Origin of the sequence: Floridaenema fluviatile BLCC-F154, from assembly GCF_041929135.1 — a bacterium.
Taxonomy (GTDB): Bacteria; Cyanobacteriota; Cyanobacteriia; order Cyanobacteriales; family Aerosakkonemataceae; genus Floridanema; species Floridanema fluviatile.
This window is the reverse complement of the sequence record NZ_JBHFNS010000019.1, coordinates 236,359-253,213: the sequence shown is the minus strand read 5'-3', so window position 1 is coordinate 253,213 and position 16,855 is coordinate 236,359. Positions and strand designations below refer to the sequence as shown.

Annotated in this window: 13 protein-coding genes and 1 tRNA gene; 9 read left to right on the top strand and 5 right to left on the bottom strand. The window is 41.5% G+C overall.

Going from position 1 to position 16,855, the window contains the following annotated elements:
- Window positions 1-133 precede the first annotated feature (133 nt).
- From ACE1B6_RS05250 to ACE1B6_RS05230, 5 genes are all read left to right on the top strand, one after another.
- Window positions 134-970 carry a thiazole synthase gene (locus tag ACE1B6_RS05250; RefSeq protein WP_413256191.1) on the top strand — a complete coding sequence of 279 codons (837 nt, stop codon included), beginning with the start codon at window positions 134-136 and terminating at the stop codon, window positions 968-970.
- A 209-nt stretch (window positions 971-1,179) separates the two neighbouring features.
- A complete protein-coding gene (gene psb34, locus ACE1B6_RS05245) occupies window positions 1,180-1,359 on the top strand; it encodes a photosystem II assembly protein Psb34 (protein WP_413256190.1) in 180 nt (59 codons plus the stop codon).
- Between the two features lie 191 nt (window positions 1,360-1,550).
- Window positions 1,551-4,211 carry a DEAD/DEAH box helicase gene (locus tag ACE1B6_RS05240; protein ID WP_413256189.1) on the top strand — a complete coding sequence of 887 codons (2,661 nt, stop codon included), beginning with the start codon at window positions 1,551-1,553 and terminating at the stop codon, window positions 4,209-4,211.
- A 145-nt stretch (window positions 4,212-4,356) separates the two neighbouring features.
- Window positions 4,357-4,833, top strand: coding sequence for a DUF29 domain-containing protein (locus tag ACE1B6_RS05235; RefSeq protein ID WP_413256188.1), 477 nt, complete (start codon window positions 4,357-4,359; stop codon window positions 4,831-4,833).
- 68 nt (window positions 4,834-4,901) lie between these two features.
- Window positions 4,902-7,742, top strand: a complete 2,841-nt coding sequence (locus tag ACE1B6_RS05230; RefSeq protein WP_413256187.1) for a glycoside hydrolase family 10 protein — start codon at window positions 4,902-4,904, stop codon at window positions 7,740-7,742.
- 59 nt (window positions 7,743-7,801) lie between these two features.
- Here the strand turns inward: ACE1B6_RS05230 and cysS are convergent, their stop codons facing one another.
- Window positions 7,802-9,274 (bottom strand): cysteine--tRNA ligase, encoded by a 1,473-nt coding sequence (cysS, locus tag ACE1B6_RS05225; RefSeq protein ID WP_413256186.1) that lies wholly within the window; start codon window positions 9,272-9,274, stop codon window positions 7,802-7,804.
- A gap of 319 nt (window positions 9,275-9,593) precedes the next feature.
- On the opposite strand from cysS, the gene ACE1B6_RS05220 reads away from it, so the two are divergent.
- The 3 genes from ACE1B6_RS05220 (at window position 9,594) to dtd (ending at window position 12,117) form a co-directional block, all read left to right on the top strand.
- Complete coding sequence (locus tag ACE1B6_RS05220) at window positions 9,594-10,331, top strand: DUF1698 domain-containing protein (protein WP_413256185.1); 738 nt, start codon at window positions 9,594-9,596, stop codon at window positions 10,329-10,331.
- 97 nt (window positions 10,332-10,428) lie between these two features.
- Window positions 10,429-11,562 (top strand): CobW family GTP-binding protein, encoded by a 1,134-nt coding sequence (locus ACE1B6_RS05215; RefSeq protein ID WP_413256184.1) that lies wholly within the window; start codon window positions 10,429-10,431, stop codon window positions 11,560-11,562.
- An 84-nt stretch (window positions 11,563-11,646) separates the two neighbouring features.
- Window positions 11,647-12,117, top strand: a complete 471-nt coding sequence (dtd, locus tag ACE1B6_RS05210; protein WP_413256183.1) for a D-aminoacyl-tRNA deacylase — start codon at window positions 11,647-11,649, stop codon at window positions 12,115-12,117.
- Window positions 12,118-12,207: 90 nt separating this feature from the next.
- On the opposite strand, the gene ACE1B6_RS05205 is transcribed toward dtd, so the two are convergent.
- Window positions 12,208-12,281, bottom strand: a tRNA-Asp gene (locus tag ACE1B6_RS05205).
- Window positions 12,282-12,384: 103 nt separating this feature from the next.
- Between ACE1B6_RS05205 and ACE1B6_RS05200 the strand changes: the two genes are divergently transcribed.
- Window positions 12,385-12,888: a GNAT family N-acetyltransferase gene (locus ACE1B6_RS05200; protein ID WP_413256182.1), complete on the top strand. Its 504-nt coding sequence runs from the start codon at window positions 12,385-12,387 to the stop codon at window positions 12,886-12,888.
- On the opposite strand, the gene ACE1B6_RS05195 is transcribed toward ACE1B6_RS05200, so the two are convergent.
- The 3 genes from ACE1B6_RS05195 to arsM all read right to left on the bottom strand — a co-directional run bounded on the left by ACE1B6_RS05195 (window position 12,871) and on the right by arsM (window position 16,829).
- Entirely contained in the window at window positions 12,871-14,388 is a 1,518-nt protein-coding gene (locus ACE1B6_RS05195) for a glycoside hydrolase family 5 protein (RefSeq protein ID WP_413256181.1), read from the bottom strand. The genes ACE1B6_RS05200 and ACE1B6_RS05195 overlap by 18 nt on opposite strands.
- 415 nt (window positions 14,389-14,803) lie before the next feature.
- Window positions 14,804-15,781, bottom strand: a complete 978-nt coding sequence (arsS, locus tag ACE1B6_RS05190) for an arsenosugar biosynthesis radical SAM (seleno)protein ArsS (protein WP_413256180.1) — start codon at window positions 15,779-15,781, stop codon at window positions 14,804-14,806.
- A gap of 79 nt (window positions 15,782-15,860) precedes the next feature.
- Window positions 15,861-16,829, bottom strand: a complete 969-nt coding sequence (gene arsM, locus ACE1B6_RS05185; protein WP_413256179.1) for an arsenosugar biosynthesis arsenite methyltransferase ArsM — start codon at window positions 16,827-16,829, stop codon at window positions 15,861-15,863.
- Window positions 16,830-16,855 lie beyond the last annotated feature (26 nt).

Genomic DNA, 16,855 nt, shown 5'->3' with positions numbered 1-16,855 from the left:
TAAATTAAATTCAAATGATTTTCAGGGAAATTTTCAGGATAACTGACAAATTGAATTAACATTTAAGGTGCTAATTTAGTTAGAGTTGGTTCGATTCTTTTGCACAATATTTTTAGTAATTCTGTATCTAGCAATGCAAATTTTAGATAAATCTACCATTGATTCGATAGAAGCGATCGCAGATCAACCCCTCACCATCGCCGGAAAAACCTTTAAATCTCGCCTGATGACCGGAACAGGTAAATATCGTAGCATCCCGGAAATGCAGCAAAGCGTAATTGCTAGCGGCTGCGAAATTGTCACCGTCGCCGTCAGACGAGTGCAAACTAACGCCCCCGGACATGAAGGATTAGCAGAAGCCTTGGATTGGTCTAAAATTTGGATGTTACCTAATACCGCAGGCTGTCAAACCGCTGAAGATGCGATTCGGGTAGCCCGGTTAGGGCGAGAAATGGCAAAACTTTTGGGGCAAGAAGACAATAACTTTGTCAAATTGGAAGTTATCCCTGATCCCAAGTATCTTTTACCTGATCCCATTGGCACTTTGCAAGCGGCTGAAAAGTTAGTTAAAGAAGGCTTTGCCGTTCTACCTTATATTAATGCTGACCCATTGTTGGCTAAACACCTGGAAGAAGCGGGTTGTGCTACGGTGATGCCTTTGGGTTCTCCCATTGGTTCTGGTCAGGGGATCAAAAATGCTGCCAATATTCAGATAATTATTGACAATGCCAAAATTCCCGTAGTCGTAGATGCTGGAATTGGTACGCCCAGCGAAGCCGCCTCTGCAATGGAAATGGGCGCAGATGCCTTGTTAATTAATACCGCTATCGCCCAAGCCCAAAACTCCGCAGCAATGGCAAAAGCCATGAACTTAGCAGTTACCGCCGGAAGACTAGCCTACCTAGCTGGGCGCATCCCGGTAAAATCTTACGCCGTTGCTAGTTCTCCCGTCACGGGTACTATTAATTAGTTTAGGGCAGAGGGGCAGAGGGGAATTTTTAACTCAAAACTCAAAACTTTCCCCAGTCCCCAGTCCCCAGTCCCCAGTCCCCAGTCCCCAGTCCCCAGTCCCCAGTCCCCAGTCCCCAGAAGGTGAATATTAAGAAAATCTAAGATTGAGGCGAAAAATTCTGCAAAGTATTGTTACAATAAATAATAAGTTTAATAAAGGATTATTCTATGCCCTACACAACCGAAGAAGGTGGACGTTTAAACAATTTTGCAGTTGAGCCGAAAGTTTACCAAGCAACACCTCCGACTCAAGCAGAAAAGCGTAACTACGTGATTATGGGTGCGTTAGCGTTAGTGCTGGTAAGTGCTTTGATTTTCGTTGCCTTCTCGGTTTCGAGTGTAAGCTAACATTCCAGTTGCAAAATTAGTTACTAAAAGTAATTATGAGAATAACCAGGTATCTTAGCTATCAAGTTAGGATACCTGGTTTAACTGTTTGAGATTAACGGAAAAATCAGGTAGGATCGATCGGAAAGAGCTTTTTGATTGCATCCGAGATTAGTAAATTTAATTTATAATATTAGTTTGGATTTTAGTGTGTGAAATCTTCCCCTACTTCAGCAACGCTCAATTTAGAAGATATTTTCCCATTTCAGCTGGATAAATTCCAGTTAGATGCGATCGCATCCTTAAATGCAGGTCGTTCGGTTGTTGTTTGCGCCCCCACAGGTTCGGGGAAAACCTTAATAGGCGAATATGCCATTTATCGTGCGCTCCACAACAACGGGCGAGTATTTTACACCACTCCATTAAAAGCCCTTTCTAATCAAAAGTGGCGTGACTTTGGGCAACAGTTTGGTAGTCAGAATGTGGGGTTGTTGACGGGTGATACCTCAATTAATCGGGATGCGCCCATTTTAGTGATGACCACCGAGATTTTCCGTAATATGCTTTACGGAACTCCGATTGGTGAAGTTGGGACATCTTTAGTGGGAGTAGAAGCAGTAGTGTTGGACGAATGTCATTACATGAACGATCGCCAACGCGGTACAGTATGGGAAGAATCGATCATTTACTGCCCAAAAGAAATTCAACTCGTAGCACTTTCCGCCACCGTCGCCAACTCCCAACAACTAACAGATTGGATCACCGAAGTTCATGGGCCCACAGACTTAATTTACTCTAACTTTCGCCCGATTCCTTTAGAATTTTACTTCGGAAATCCCAAAGGCGTATTTCCCCTACTCAACCCAGAAAATAACAAAATCAATCCCCGCCTCAAACCTAAACCCGGACAACAAACTAGCGGCAAACGTCCCGAAAGCCCAAGTTTACCCTTTATTCTGAATCAATTACGCCAGCGGGATATGCTACCTGCAATTTACTTTATTTTTAGTCGTCGTGGTTGTGACCAAGCAGTAGCAGAAGTTGGAGAACTGACATTAGTTAATAAAACAGAACAAGAATTATTAAAAACTAAAATAGATGAATTTTTAGCCCGTTATCCTGAAGCAGCAAGAGTGGGACAAGTTGAACCTTTGTATCGGGGAATTGCTGCTCACCATGCGGGAATTTTACCAACTTGGAAAGGATTTGTCGAAGAACTATTTCAAGAAGGTTTAATTAAAGTAGTATTTGCCACCGAAACTTTAGCCGCTGGAATTAATATGCCAGCGAGAACCACTGTAATTTCTACCCTTTCCAAACGTACCGACAGAGGACATAGATTACTTACCGCCTCGGAATTTCTGCAAATGGCAGGTAGGGCAGGTAGAAGGGGAATGGATAAAAGAGGCTATGTTGTAACATTACAAACACCATTTGAAGGGTCGAAAGAAGCAGCTTATTTAGCAACATCAAAAGCTGACCCTTTGGTAAGTCAATTTACCCCTAGTTATGGCATGGTTTTGAACCTGCTGCAAACTCACACTTTAGAAGAAGCAAAAGAATTAATTGAACGTAGCTTTGGACAATATTTGTCAACATTGCACTTAGAACCGAATCGGAAAGCGGTGCAAAAGTTGCAAAAAGAAGTCGATCAACTGCAAAATCAAATGCAGCAAGTAAATCCAGATTTAATTGCTAACTATGAGAAATTACAACAAAGACTAAAGGCAGAAAAGCAATTATTAAAAACCTTACAACAACAATCGGTTGATATTTTATCTAGTGATATTACCACTGCTTTACCTTTTGCTGTTGCCGGAACTGTTCTTAGTCTTAAAGGTAAGCACGTTCCTGTTTCTACACCTATCCCGGCAGTTTTAGTTAATAAAAAACCTGGCCCTGGACAAACTCCTTATTTAATTTGTTTGGGTAAAGATAACCGTTGGTATGTGGTAGGAGTTCATGATGTAGTCGGTTTTCATGCAGAATTACCTCGCTTATCTAAGGTAGATAATTTGTCAGGACCACCACCAGAAATGCAGATAAAATTTGGTAGTGTGCGGTCAGGTGTGGAAGAAACTGAGACAATTGCCCGTTCAATTCCTGTACCTCCACCACCAGAAGAAGCGCCAGAAGTTGCGGCGCAACATCAAAGAGTTAAGGCGGTGGAAGCACAGTTAGAAAATCATCCAATTCTGCAATGGGGAAATCCAGGGACGTTAATTAAACGTAATCGGCGCTTGATTACTCTGCAAACTGAAATTAACTTATTGCAAGAAAAACTTCAGCAAGAATCCCAACGTCATTGGGAGGAATTCTTGGATTTAATTTTGATTTTACAAAGCTTTGGTTGCTTGGATGAATTAACTCCGACTTCGTTAGGACAAGCAGCGGCAGCGATTCGGGGAGATAATGAGTTATGGTTAGGATTGGCTTTAATGTCAGGCGAATTGGATGAATTAGACCCCCATCATTTAGCAGCAGCAGTAGCCGCTTTGGTAACAGAAACACCTCGCCCAGATTCGGAAAGCAGATATATTCCTTCTGGGGAAGTTCAGGAAGCTTTGAGTAAATTACGGGGAATTAGAAGGCAACTTTTCCAAGTACAAAGACGGCATAATGTAGCTTTACCTGTTTGGTTGGAAGATGAATTAATTGGGTTAGTGGAACAATGGGCTTTGGGAGTAGAGTGGGTGCAACTATGCGAAAATACTACTTTAGATGAAGGAGATGTGGTGCGGATGTTACGCCGAACTCTGGATTTTCTTTCACAAATACCTCATGTGCCGAATTTGCCGGATTCTATTAAGCGAAATACGAGTCGTGCTTTGCAATTAATGGATAGATTTCCGGTTAATGAAATTGTGGGTTAGTGGTGTTGTCTCTCAAATTTTTGCGGAAGTTTGCCCTAAAATCTACTAGGAATTACGCATTTGGTGCTAAATATGGTGAGATGGTGCGTTACACTGGCGTTAACGCACCCTACGGATAGTTTAAATGGGTATAAAGCCGTCTGATATGAATCTTTCACTTGTTGATTTATACGAAACTGACTTTTACGCTTGGACTCAAAGACAAGTAGAGTTGTTACGTAAGCGTGACCTAAATAATCTTGATATTGAAAATTTGATTGAGGAAATAGATTCTTTGGGGAAGCAGGAAAGGCGAGAATTAATCAATCGTTTGGGAGTTTTACTGGGACACTTGTTGAAGTGGGAATATCAACCTAATCGCAGGTCTAGAAGTTGGGTGGCGACAATTCGGGAACAGCGTTATAGAGTTCTCAAATTACTAGAAGAAAATCCTAGTTTAAAGCATTATCTGCCAGAAGCGATCGCACAAGCATATCAATCTGGTTTAGCTTTAGCTGTTAGAGGAACGGAAATGCCATTTAAAACATTTCCCTCTAGCAATTCTTATACTTGGTCACAAATAGAAAACCCTGATTTTTTACCGGGAATTAAACTCGATTCAGATCAAGATTTGCTTAATTAAGGCTACACAACCATTCCCCCAATAGTGGTAAATTCTGATTTAGTGTGAGGAAAAGTGTGAGGAAAAATGTGAGGAAAAGTGTTGCCTTCTGCCTTCTGCCTTCTGCCTTCTGCCTTTTCTCTTCTGCTGCTTTGGCGGAAGGGGTGAGTTTAGGTGTGGTGCGGAGTGGGGATAATGCTACGCAATGGATGGGGATTACGAATCGGTTGAATCAGAGTGGTGTGGCTTATTGTGTGGTGGATTTGCAGAGTGTGCAGCAAGCTACTGATTTGACGGGGACAAAGGTGCTATTTTTGCCGAATGTGGAAAGTTTATCACCACAACAGGCGATCGCACTTATGGAATGGATGAAAAAAGGCGGTCGCTTAATTGTTAGTGGCCCAGCAGGTAATCTTTCTGCGCCAGAAGTGCGCCAAATGTTGCGCGGTGTTTTGGGCGCATATTGGGCTTTTCCGCTTTCGGAACCTTCGACGCTGAAACCTAGCAAAACAGCTAATCAACAAAAAGATTCGGAATCTTCTCTCCGAGGTGTTGTTCACGGGGGAGTAGTGATTCCCACAACTTTGAGTAGTCAAACTGCTGCTACTTGGTCAGTTAAGGATAGTCCTCCAGCAGTGGTAAATACTAACCGGACAACTTTTTTCGGTTGGCGCTGGGGTGTGGATGCGGTGGCAAATGTCCAAACAGATTTAGCTTGGCTGAAATCAGCCCTCAATCGCTACGGGGTTAAATCTGTAAGTGGTGTATCTACCGCTACTGTGGGAAATTGCGTTTCTCCTAATGCTGTGCCTGTCGCCGTTGCGCCTGTGGTGCAGAGGAGCAGAGGAGCAGAGGGGCAGAGGGGCAGAGGAGCCGAGGGGCAGAGGGGCAGAGGGGTAGAGGAGCAGAGGGGCAGAGGAGTAGAGGGGCAGAGGGGAAATACTCTCCCAACCTCGCCACCTCTCAACCTTGCGACTTCCGTAGTTCCTAGCGCCCAGTCGCCAATCCCCAGTCCCCAATCGCCAATCCCTAATCCTCAATCCCGTAGGACAGGCATCCTGCCTGTCACTCCCAATCCCCAATCCCCAGTCCCCAATCCCCAATCCCCAATCCCCGACCCTACGGAAAGGGTGGCAGCTGCGGGGATTCGGGTTGCGCCTGGGGCAGAGGCGATTTCGCCGTCGGAGGCGATCGCAATGCGCCAAGAGTTAGAAAATTTAATTGGTAGGGTGGAGAGTGCTTTATTAACTGCTAATGCTGGGAATAATTCGGTGAGAATCGCCGAGGGAAAGGGGGGAAATACTCCGACTACGGTTGCTGCAACTGGTTTAACTAATAATCAGTTATCAGCAACAAATACGCTGCAACAAGCGCGAGAAGTTGTGCAATCTTTGCCGGGATTAATTGCTAATCGAGATTATGGTAATGCGCGGAGTCAGTGGTTAAAAAGTCGGCAAAGTTTGTATAATTTGTATCCGCTCGATCGCTTAGTCGAAAATTCGGAAATTCGGGCGATTTGGTTAGATAGAGGAACTATTGTTCAAGCTGGTTCAGAACAGGGTTTAGCTAAGGTTTTTGACCGTTTGGCACAAGCAGGAATTAATACAATTTTCTTTGAAGTTGTTAATGCTGGTTATTCAATTTATCCGAGCAAAGTTGCACCGGAACAAAACCCTTTAACTAAAGGTTGGGACCCGTTAGAAGCGGCGGTTAAATTGGCGCATGAACGGGGGATGGAGTTACACGCTTGGGTTTGGACTTTTGCGATCGGAAATCAACGCCACAATACAATTTTAAATCAACCACAAGATTATCTTGGCCCGGTATTAACAGCTAATCCAGGTTGGGCAAATTACGATCGCCAAGGTAACATTATTCCTGTAGGACAAACTAAGCCATTTTTAGATCCCGCAAATCCCGAAGCCAGACGTTATTTACTAAAGTTATTTGAAGAAATTGTTAGCCGCTATAAAGTAGATGGATTGCAATTAGATTACATTCGTTACCCATTTCAAGACCCCCAAAGGGGATTTATTTATGGTTATGGGGGAGCAGCAAGACAGCAATTTCAACAATTAACGGGTGTCGATCCAATTAATATTTATCCTAATCATCCGCTTTGGCAAAAATGGACTGAATTCCGCACCGAACAAGTTAATTCTTTTGTGGCAGAAGTTGCCCAAATGTTGCGCCAAAAACGGTCTGATTTAATTTTATCGGTGGCGGTTTTTGGTTATCCAGAAGCGCAAAGAATTCAAATGTTGCAACAACATTGGGAAGTTTGGGCAAGGCGAGGTGATGTTGATTTAGTTTTACCAATGGCTTATGCTCAAGATACGAATCGTTTTCAACAATTGGCACAACCTTGGTTAACTAGTGAAAGTTTAGGTTCTACTTTAGTTTTACCGGGAATTTTACTTTTGAATTTACCTGATTTGAGTGCGATCGATCAAATTCAATTAGTCAGAGATTCCCCAAATGGCGGTTACGCCTTGTTTGCAATGGAGCATTTTAGTAATAGTTTGCTAGGAATTTTTAACCGCACCCAACCAACAGTTAGACGGGATAATAAAGAACCATTCCCTTTGCGTCAACCTTTTGCAGCAGCAGCAAATCGATTGACAATTCTTCAGCGAGAATGGAACTTTTTATTAAGTTCAAATCAACTGTTAATGACGCAATCTGAAAGGGAACAATATAACACTCAAAGCACCGCACTTTTAAAAGCTTTAAATCGTTTAGCAGAAAAACCAAATGCCAGTAATTTGGATGCAGCGAAAAAAGCTTTAAAACTTTTTCGCTTTCAATTTAGCGGTTGGATGCGATTACATTCCATGAGAAATAACTATCAAGTGCAAACTTGGAATAATCGTTTAGCTAGTTTGGAAAGACTGCTGAATTATGGAGAAAGAATAGTGCTAAAAAGGTAAAGCTACGACTAAAGTCGCAACTACAAACAACAGGTTCGTAGTTGCGACTTTAGTCGTAATTAACTGCGATGCCAACGAGTACCTTCTGGGGTGTCAATTAAGGTGATTCCAGCAGCTTTTAATTGGTCACGAATGCGATCGCTCTCTCCAAAATTCTTCGCCTTTCGCGCCGCCTGTCGCTGTTGAATTAAATCCTCAATTTCCGCATCAGTTAACCCATCAGCAGATCGATCAGTTTCCGTTTCTGGTGTAACTTCTAAACCCAAAACATTCGCTAAACTAACTAAACTTTTCCATTGAGTTTCTAACTCTTCAGGAGAAGTTTTAGTTTTCCCTTCATGGACTAAGATATTACCTTCCTTACCCAATTCTTTCGCAATTTCAAATAAAACCGCTAAAGCAGCAGGAGAGTTGAAATCATCATCCATTGCTTCTTGAAAGCGTTGTTCGTAGGGGTTAGGGACTGGGGACTGGGGACTGGGGACTGGGGAAAGATTTTCCCAACCTAATTTTTTGCCGTATTCATAACCGAAAAGCAAACCTTCTTTTAAGGTATTCCAACTATTTTGGGCAGCTTGCATTGATTCGGTTGTAAAATCGATCGGCTTTCGATAATTTGCTTGCATCACAAACAATCTTATTGCCATTGGGTCGGGTGCATTTGGTGCATCTAATAACTGGCGAATTGTAGTGAAATTGCCCAAAGATTTAGACATTTTTTCCCCATCGACATTCACCATGCCATTGTGTAACCAATAGCTAGCTAAACTCTTACCTGTAACAGCTTCCGACTGAGCAATTTCATTTTCATGATGGGGAAAAACTAAATCAGCACCACCCACATGAATATCAATAGTTTCCCCCAAGCATTGACGCACCATCGCCGAACATTCAATATGCCATCCCGGACGACCAGCACCCCAAGGCGACTCCCAAGCAGGTTCTCCCGGTTTCGCCGCTTTCCACAAAGCAAAATCAAAAGGGTGTTTTTTCTTCGCCGCTTCCGGGTCTTCTACTTCAACTCTACCACTCGCCCCCGCTTGCATATCTGCCAAATTGCGACCGGAAAGTTTGCCATACTGGGAAAAATTCCCCACTGTGTAATAAACATCGCCAGCAGCGGGATAAGCAAAACCTTTGTGTTCTAATTCGTGAATTAATCGCTTAATTCCGTCTAAAGTATGAGTAGCACGAGGATATTCATCGGCTTTCATGATATTTAGCCGATCCATATCTTCAAAATAAGTTTGAATGTATTTTTCCGCTACGGCTTCCATTGAAGAATTTTCTTGCCGTGCTTTATTGAGAATTTTATCGTCAATATCCGTAAAATTTTGGATGTAGCGAACTTGATATCCTCGCCAAAGCAAATAGCGGCGCACCATATCCCAAACAATATAGGAACGCGCATGACCCAAATGGCAATAGTCGTACACCGTCACGCCGCAGCAGTACATTTTCACTTTACCTGGTTCTAGGGGTGTAAAGGTTTCTTTTCGACGAGTCAGGGTATTGTAAAGCGTTAGGGTCATAAAGCTAAATTGAGAAAAAATATTGACAGATTAACTAGCTTCCTAGTCTACAGGGGAAAATACTATTCTATTAACTCAAGTTGCTACTTACAAGTCTGACTCTTTCTTAGCCCCCCTTAATAAGGGGGGTTGGGGGGATCAAAACCTAGTAATCACAGCATTAGATCCCCCCTAACCCCCCTTATTAAGGGGGGAACTAAATAAATAAGGGGAACTAATAAATAAGGGGGAACTCCGAAAGAATTAATAACTAGCAACTTACGTTATTAGTTTATGATGACTCAGCAAAACCAATTTTGATTGCAGTAAAGTAAGTGTCATGTCTCAGAGTTTACAGGAGCGAATAGCAGCATTTCCTTTTTGGTATCACAAAATTGAGTTACCGGGTGGAATTGTTACGCCGGGATGGGCTCCGATAAATCAAGCTAGTTACGGTGTACCAAAAGATCTTACAGGTAAGCGGGTTTTGGATGTTGGCGCTTGGGATGGTTACTGGAGTTTTGAAGCTTTGAAACGGGGTGCTAAAGAGGTTGTTGCTATTGATGATTTTTCGGATTATCTAGGTCAGTTGGAGGAAAATCAACGCTGTGCTTGGGATACTTTCGATCTTTGTCGTGAGGCGCTTGGCTATAGTGAGGATATTTGTCAGCGAATAGAGATGTCTGTTTATGATGTCTCGGAGGAAAGGCTGGGTCGGTTTGATGTGGTTTTTTGTTTTGGGACTTTGTATCACTTGCGATATCCGCTGTTAGCTTTGGATAAGTTAGCTGGTTTATGTGATGATGAGTTATATCTAGAGTCAGCGATTTTAGATGATTTTAGCCCTTATCAAGGTGGTTTGGGTCATGGTTATTCGGGTAAGCAGATGGTTATGGAATTTTATCCCAATAATGAGTATGGGGGAAATTCTACTAATTACTGGGTGCCAACTTTAATGTGTCTAGCTAATATGCTAAAAGCAGCGGGATTTAATCAGGTGCAAGCTTGGAAGTTGGTTAAACAACCAACACAGGTGGGTTTGTGTCGAGGTTTTGCAGTGGGTAGCAAGGCTACTTAGTGATGATGTAGAACTTATCCTAGCTGAAATTTGCGGATAATTTGATTTAGGTTATCCTACTTTTTTTGAATTGTCTAACTTACTTTAGAACTATACTATGCAAACAGCAGCTTCTTCTGAACAAGCGATCGCAATGAACGCCCCAAAACAAGGTTTACCAGTGACAATTATTACTGGTTTTCTCGGTAGTGGCAAGACTACTTTACTCAATCACATTTTAACTAATCAACAAGGTTTAAAAACCGCAGTTCTCGTTAATGAGTTTGGCGAGGTTGGCATTGACAACGAGTTAATTATCTCCACTGGTGATGATATGGTGGAGTTAAGTAACGGTTGTATTTGCTGCACGATTAATAATGATTTGGTTAATGCAGTTTACAAGGTTTTGGAACGGGGAGATAAGGTAGATTATTTAGTAGTAGAAACTACTGGATTGGCAGATCCGCTACCTGTGGCTTTGACTTTTTTAGGAACTGAATTGCGCGATTTTACCAGATTGGATTCGATTATTACTGTAGTAGATGCAGCAAATTACAGTTTGGATTTGTTTAATTCCCAAGCTGCTTACAATCAGATTGCTTATGGCGATGTGATTTTATTAAATAAGTCTGATTTGGTGGATGAGGCAGATTTAGATTTGTTGGAAGTTAAGATTCGGGATATTAAAGAAGGCGCAAGAATTCTGCGAACAACTAAGTCAGAAGTGCCTCTGGCTTTAATTCTCAGTGTGGGTTTATTTGAATCTGATAAATATTTTGAATCTTCCGAATCAAAGCACGAAGATCATCACCACCACGATCGTGACCACGATCATTCTAATTGCGATCATGACCACGGTCATTGCACCCACGATCATCATGACCATGACCACGATCATCATCACCACCATCATCATCATTCCGATCATTTAGAAAATGATGGTTTTACTTCGATTTCTTTTGCTAGCGATCGACCTTTGGCAATTAAGAAGTTTCAATATTTCTTAGATAATCAATTGCCAGATACGGTATTTCGTGCTAAGGGAATTCTTTGGTTTGATGAAAGTCCGAGACGGCATATTTTCCACCTTTGTGGTAAGCGTTTCACAATGGATGATGAAGATTGGAAAGGCGATCCAAAAAATCAATTGGTGTTGATTGGTCAAAATTTAGATATTGAGACTTTGAAAGAACAATTGGAAAAATGTCTCTGTATTCCCACCGCGAATCGTGGTAAAGGTTTTGGGAAATAGTTGTTTAGTAAAGTAGGTAGTAGCAAAATTTTTACCTATTACCTACTATCCCATAAGAAATGACAAAAGACGAATAACTAAATTATGCGTGTGGTAATTCAGCGAGTTAAGTCTTCGCAAGTGGAAGTTGAGGGTGAAGTTGTTGGGAAAATTGGGCGCGGACTCAATCTTTTAGTGGGAATTTCAAGTAATGATACGGAAGCTGAATTAGATTGGATGGTGCGAAAGTGTTTGGAGTTGCGGATTTTTCCTGATGGGGAAAATGGCGATCGCTTCTCGAAATCTGTCCAAGAAATTAACGGGGAACTTTTGGTAATTAGTCAATTTACTTTGTATGGTGATTGTCGTAAAGGTCGCCGTCCTTCTTTCGATAAGTCAGCGACACCTCAACCTGCAAAAGAATTGTACGATCGCTTTGTCCAAAAGTTGCGCCAAAGCGGACTCAAAGTAGAAACAGGAATATTTGGGGCAATGATGGATGTTTTAATTGTTAATGATGGCCCTGTAACTTTGCTATTAGAAAAAGAAAGTACTCAAAAAATCCCAGTCCCGTAGGACAGGCATCCTGCCTGTCATTCCCAGTCCCCAAAAGCAAAATTTTGCTCGGAACTACCAGAGATTAATTAACATTTATTAGCTTAAGAACGGGACTGACGGGGCTCGAACCCGCAACTTCCGCCGTGACAGGGCGGTGCTCTAACCAATTGAACTACAGTCCCTCGGTGTTTTTTGTTTTTTCGCTGTCTCTTTCGACGCGATCTCTATTCTGCCAACTGTTTTAGAATTTGTCAATGGTTTTTTTAGTGATTTTTTCTAAATTCTATGAATCTACGGGATGCCACTGAGTCTGACCTGCCAGTAATTGTAGAAATATACAATGCTTCAATTCCGGGAAGGATTGCGGCTGGGGATGTTCAGCCTGTGACGGTGGAAAGTCGCCAAGCTTGGTTTCGGGAGCACACGCCAGATAGTAGACCTGTGTGGGTAGCGGAAATAGATGGGGTAATTGTGGGCTGGCTGAGTTTCCAACCGTTTTGTTATAACCGACCCGCTTACCGATATACGGCAGAGTTGAGTATTTACATTTCGGTAAATCATCGAGGCTGTGGTGTGGGAGGAAAACTTTTAAAAGCTGCGATCGACAAAAGTCCAGCACTAGGGATTAAAACTTTAATCGGCTATATTTTTGCCCATAATCAACCAAGTTTGCGCTTATTCGAGAAAATGGGTTTCCAACAATGGGGTTATCTTCCGGGTGTTGGGGAACTCGATGGCATAGAAAGGAACTTGGTGATTATGGGCTTACGTTTAAGCTCTACGCTTTAATTTTTTGCCCATGTAAGTTAGAACGGCAAATCCGGCGATCGCACTGGGTTCGGGAACTCTTTTCGGCTGCGGGATCTCTTGGGGAGTCAGCAAACTCTCAAGTTCTTTGTTTGAGATAACCAGCGATGATAGTTGATCTTCTGGAGTCACCGAGTTTTCAATTTCTGCCTCTGGGGTGACTGTGGGTGATGTGCTGGACTCTGACTCTGATGGTATTGTTGGCAAGGTTAAACCGAGTGCTGTAGCAATGTTTTCATTGAGGATGCGATCGCCAAATTCATTTTCTCTAACTAAACCAAAGGGGCTAAAATAGTCCCACATTGACCAGCCAATATTGTATTTTTCAAATAGCGATCGCACGTCTCCCAACCAAGCAACACGATCTTCGGGACGAACAAAATTACGATAGACACCAAACTCATTTGCCGTCAATAGCACGTTATGTTCTTGCGCCCAGTTTGCAGCTTGAGCAATTCGCCTTTCTAGTCTGGCTGCATCCCACTGTTGATTGCAATAATCCTGTGCCCAAATTTTAGCTGTTTCGTCAACTATTTCCCCTACAGCTGCGGCACAAACTTCTTCGTTGAAAGGATAGGGAAGATTTTTAATAAAGGCAAGTTCCTCATCAAGCCAGGTGATACCCTGATGGGTAAATATCATCGGATCGTAGAAGTGAAAGTTATAAACATACTTTTCACTAGGTTTGTTTATTTCTGCAACTGTTTCTTCTCCGGGTTCTACAGGCGTTGAGTTCTCTTCTAACGTGGTGTCTACTGTTGAAGTTTCCTCTTTTATAGGAGTCAATTCCAACAAACTATTAATAGTTTCTCCCCAATCATGACCTTTCAAAATTATGGTGTGATTCGGTGCTTCTTTGTTAATCGCATCTACTAGTTTTCTCTGCACTACATTCCAACGTTCTACTGGATCGATCGTCGGATCATTTTGGAGAAAGTAATTAAAAGATGGTTCATTGATTACTTCCAGAAATACTTGCTCTGGATTGCGGCTACTTAAGTGTTTAGCTAAACTGCCCCAAAACTGTGTCACGCTATCTACAAAAGTGTCATCTGTTGCCAGTTTTTCCTTGAAATCATTCTTGGGATGTAAGTCAATAATTACTGACAAATCATTTGCTTGAATCAGATCGAGTGCTCGATCTAAATCACTAAGGTAATCAGTCTTTAATACTGCGGGGTTGCTTTCATCAAAGAGGAATTCAGGTGCGATCGGTAAACGAACGTGCTCAAATCCTAAACTTTTGATCGATCGCAGGTCTTCTTGAGTGAAGTGATTCGGATTGAATTTATTAGTGTTTGTAAACCATTCGCTCAGGTTTATCCCACGTTTGAGTTCTGGGAAACGTGAATTAACAAGAAGATTTTCGTTTTCTGACTCTTGAGCAATTAATGATTCTCCTAATGTTCCTGCTTGGATGTTGGGAACTCCATTTAGCAAGTAACAAAATAGTGTCAACGGAAACACATAATACCATTTCATTTGGTTTTTCCTGGTAGATTGCCACTGGTTAATCAGCTTACATATTACATTGTATTTCCCGTTTTATCGATTTTTTTATTTGGGTAAACTTATTCGACAATGAGTAATTAGTTAATGGTTATTTGGCAGCAATGAACACAAATTTTATTGCGAAAGTTAGCCTTTTTAAGTTAATAAAAATGCTCGTCAGTTTTTAACGCCAAACCTTACTTAATCAGCAAATTCAGGTTGGCTAGAGTGATTCTAGATCGATGTAATTAAGTGGTTTTGGCAGTAATTTAATAGCGATTTACAGTACTCCTACGTACCTTATCAAAAAAAATACTGAGATGAAAGTAAAATTCTACTTTCATACTTAAAGATTGTGTAAAGCTTTGATATAATTTCTGTAAAGATTGGACGACTGAAGTTGATACTACGAATCTACCAAAGCGCCGCCACAACTGGAACCGGAACCAGCGGTACAACCATAACAATAGTTTGCTGTTTGTACTTGGGTAATTAAGTCTAAAGTTCCGGCTTTTAATAACTTCGCAACTGTCACAGTTTCACCATCGGGAGTTTTAGCTGGTAAGTTTTCCATTTGGTTAAAGTCGCAGTCATAAACGTTACCCAAATAATCAATAGATAACTCATTGCGGCACATTAAATTGGCGATCGTACTCGGATTAAAATTTGACTCCAAGAAATTTAGATAGGGAGTATGAAGCTGTTGTTTTTCTAAATGTAGCTTGGTTCTGCCGATCGGTAAATTAGTAATCGTCAACAAGCTATTAAAACAAACATCAAAATGTTCTTGCAAGAACATTTTGTAATCTGTTTCTAACTTGTCTTGACTGGGAGTTAAAGAAAAGTTTTCGCTATTAGGCACAGGCGGATTATAAACTAAATCCAGAATTAAATTCGGATTTCTACCGTAACCCAACTCATTCAACCATTGCAGCGCCTTAATTGAAGCATCATACACACCTTTACCACGCATTTTATCCACATTATCTTGCAAATAGCAAGGTAAAGAAGCAACTATTTTCAATTGATTATCAGCACAATATTCAGGAAGATCGCCAAAACCATCCACAAAATAAATAGTAAGATTAGACCTGACAATTACTTGTTTTCCGGTTTCTCTAGCCGCTGCTACCAACGGCTTAAAACCATAGTTCATTTCTGGCGCACCACCAGTCAAATCAACAATCTTGATTTGGGGAAATTGATAAATCAAATCAATTAATTGTTGACAAACTTCTGAGGAAAGTTCTTCAGTCCGTTTTGGCCCAGCTTCTACATGACAATGATGGCAAGCCAAATTACAACGTTTACCTAAATTAATTTGTAAAACTTCTATTTGTCTTTTAGTTAAAGGCGCACTCAGTTTTTTACTAAAATTTATCACAGCTAACTTTTCCTCTCTACGTAGGGTGCGTTATTGATAACGTAACGCACCATTTCACTTTAATCACCGACGCAAACAATTAACAACAACCGCCGCCAGTGTAATGCCAAGTAGAATCAGTAATTAAAATTTCCTTACTAGGTAATGAACCTAACTTTTTCGCGGTTTTATCACAAACTGCTGCGGGTACACCACGTTGTAACAAATGTCCAGCCGAGTCGTCAAAAAACTCTTCTGCACCTAGATAAATGGCAGTTCTACCTGTAAAAACACAAGCGCCATCTTCAGGAATTAGCACCTTAAAAGCTACCGAGTCGAGACTTTCTAAAACTAACGGTTCTGTCAAATTATAACTTTGACAATCTAAAACTCGGTAGGGGCGTTTGGCACGAATTTCTACTTGTCCAAATCCAACATCAACTAAGTGTTGAATATACTCTTGATAGGTTAACGCACCAGATAAACACATCGCTCGTAAACGTTCATCTTGGCGCAAATGTTCGGGAATTGGACTGGTAGCAATAGGGTCACTCATAATTAAGCGTCCCCCAGGTTTCAAAACGCGATATGCTTCTTGAAGAGCTTTAGTTAAATCGGCTGGTTCAAAGATATTAAATAAACAATTTTGCGCTACGACATCTACAGAAGCATCGGCAACTGGCAGATTAAAAGCATCACCTGTACGAATTTCGACGAAGCTAACATCAAACCAAGGGTTTTGTTGAGCAGCAATTTCTAAATTTCGCGTTGCGGCTTGACGCATTGCTTCTACAGGATCGACGGCGATTACTGCGCCGGGACGACGACAAAAATAAGCAAATTGTAAGGCTTCTAAACCGCCACCGACACCGACATAAAGTGTTGTTGGTTCGCCTGCTAATTCTGTAGGATGAACGGTACTACCACAACCATAATTCATTTCCTGCATTTGTTTAGGAATTTTTAATCCTGGTAATTGCAGGGGACTACTTTGCACGCAACATAGACCAACTTGTGGTTGTTCTGCTACTTCGGTGTAAAATTTTACGGTCGTTTCTAAATAGCTCATTTTCGATCGAAACAGAGAGATGATAT

What these genes read in the sequence shown, in the direction of transcription:
- cysS (WP_413256186.1), bottom strand. Translation starts at nt 9,274, where the DNA reads ATGACCCTAACGCTTTACAATACCCTGACTCGTCGAAAAGAAACCTTT.
- ACE1B6_RS05220 (WP_413256185.1), top strand. Translation starts at nt 9,594, where the DNA reads ATGTCTCAGAGTTTACAGGAGCGAATAGCAGCATTTCCTTTTTGGTAT.
- psb34 (WP_413256190.1), top strand. Translation starts at nt 1,180, where the DNA reads ATGCCCTACACAACCGAAGAAGGTGGACGTTTAAACAATTTTGCAGTT.
- arsM (WP_413256179.1), bottom strand. Translation starts at nt 16,829, where the DNA reads ATGAGCTATTTAGAAACGACCGTAAAATTTTACACCGAAGTAGCAGAA.
- ACE1B6_RS05215 (WP_413256184.1), top strand. Translation starts at nt 10,429, where the DNA reads ATGCAAACAGCAGCTTCTTCTGAACAAGCGATCGCAATGAACGCCCCA.
- ACE1B6_RS05235 (WP_413256188.1), top strand. Translation starts at nt 4,357, where the DNA reads ATGAATCTTTCACTTGTTGATTTATACGAAACTGACTTTTACGCTTGG.
- ACE1B6_RS05250 (WP_413256191.1), top strand. Translation starts at nt 134, where the DNA reads ATGCAAATTTTAGATAAATCTACCATTGATTCGATAGAAGCGATCGCA.
- dtd (WP_413256183.1), top strand. Translation starts at nt 11,647, where the DNA reads ATGCGTGTGGTAATTCAGCGAGTTAAGTCTTCGCAAGTGGAAGTTGAG.
- ACE1B6_RS05200 (WP_413256182.1), top strand. Translation starts at nt 12,385, where the DNA reads ATGAATCTACGGGATGCCACTGAGTCTGACCTGCCAGTAATTGTAGAA.
- ACE1B6_RS05195 (WP_413256181.1), bottom strand. Translation starts at nt 14,388, where the DNA reads ATGAAATGGTATTATGTGTTTCCGTTGACACTATTTTGTTACTTGCTA.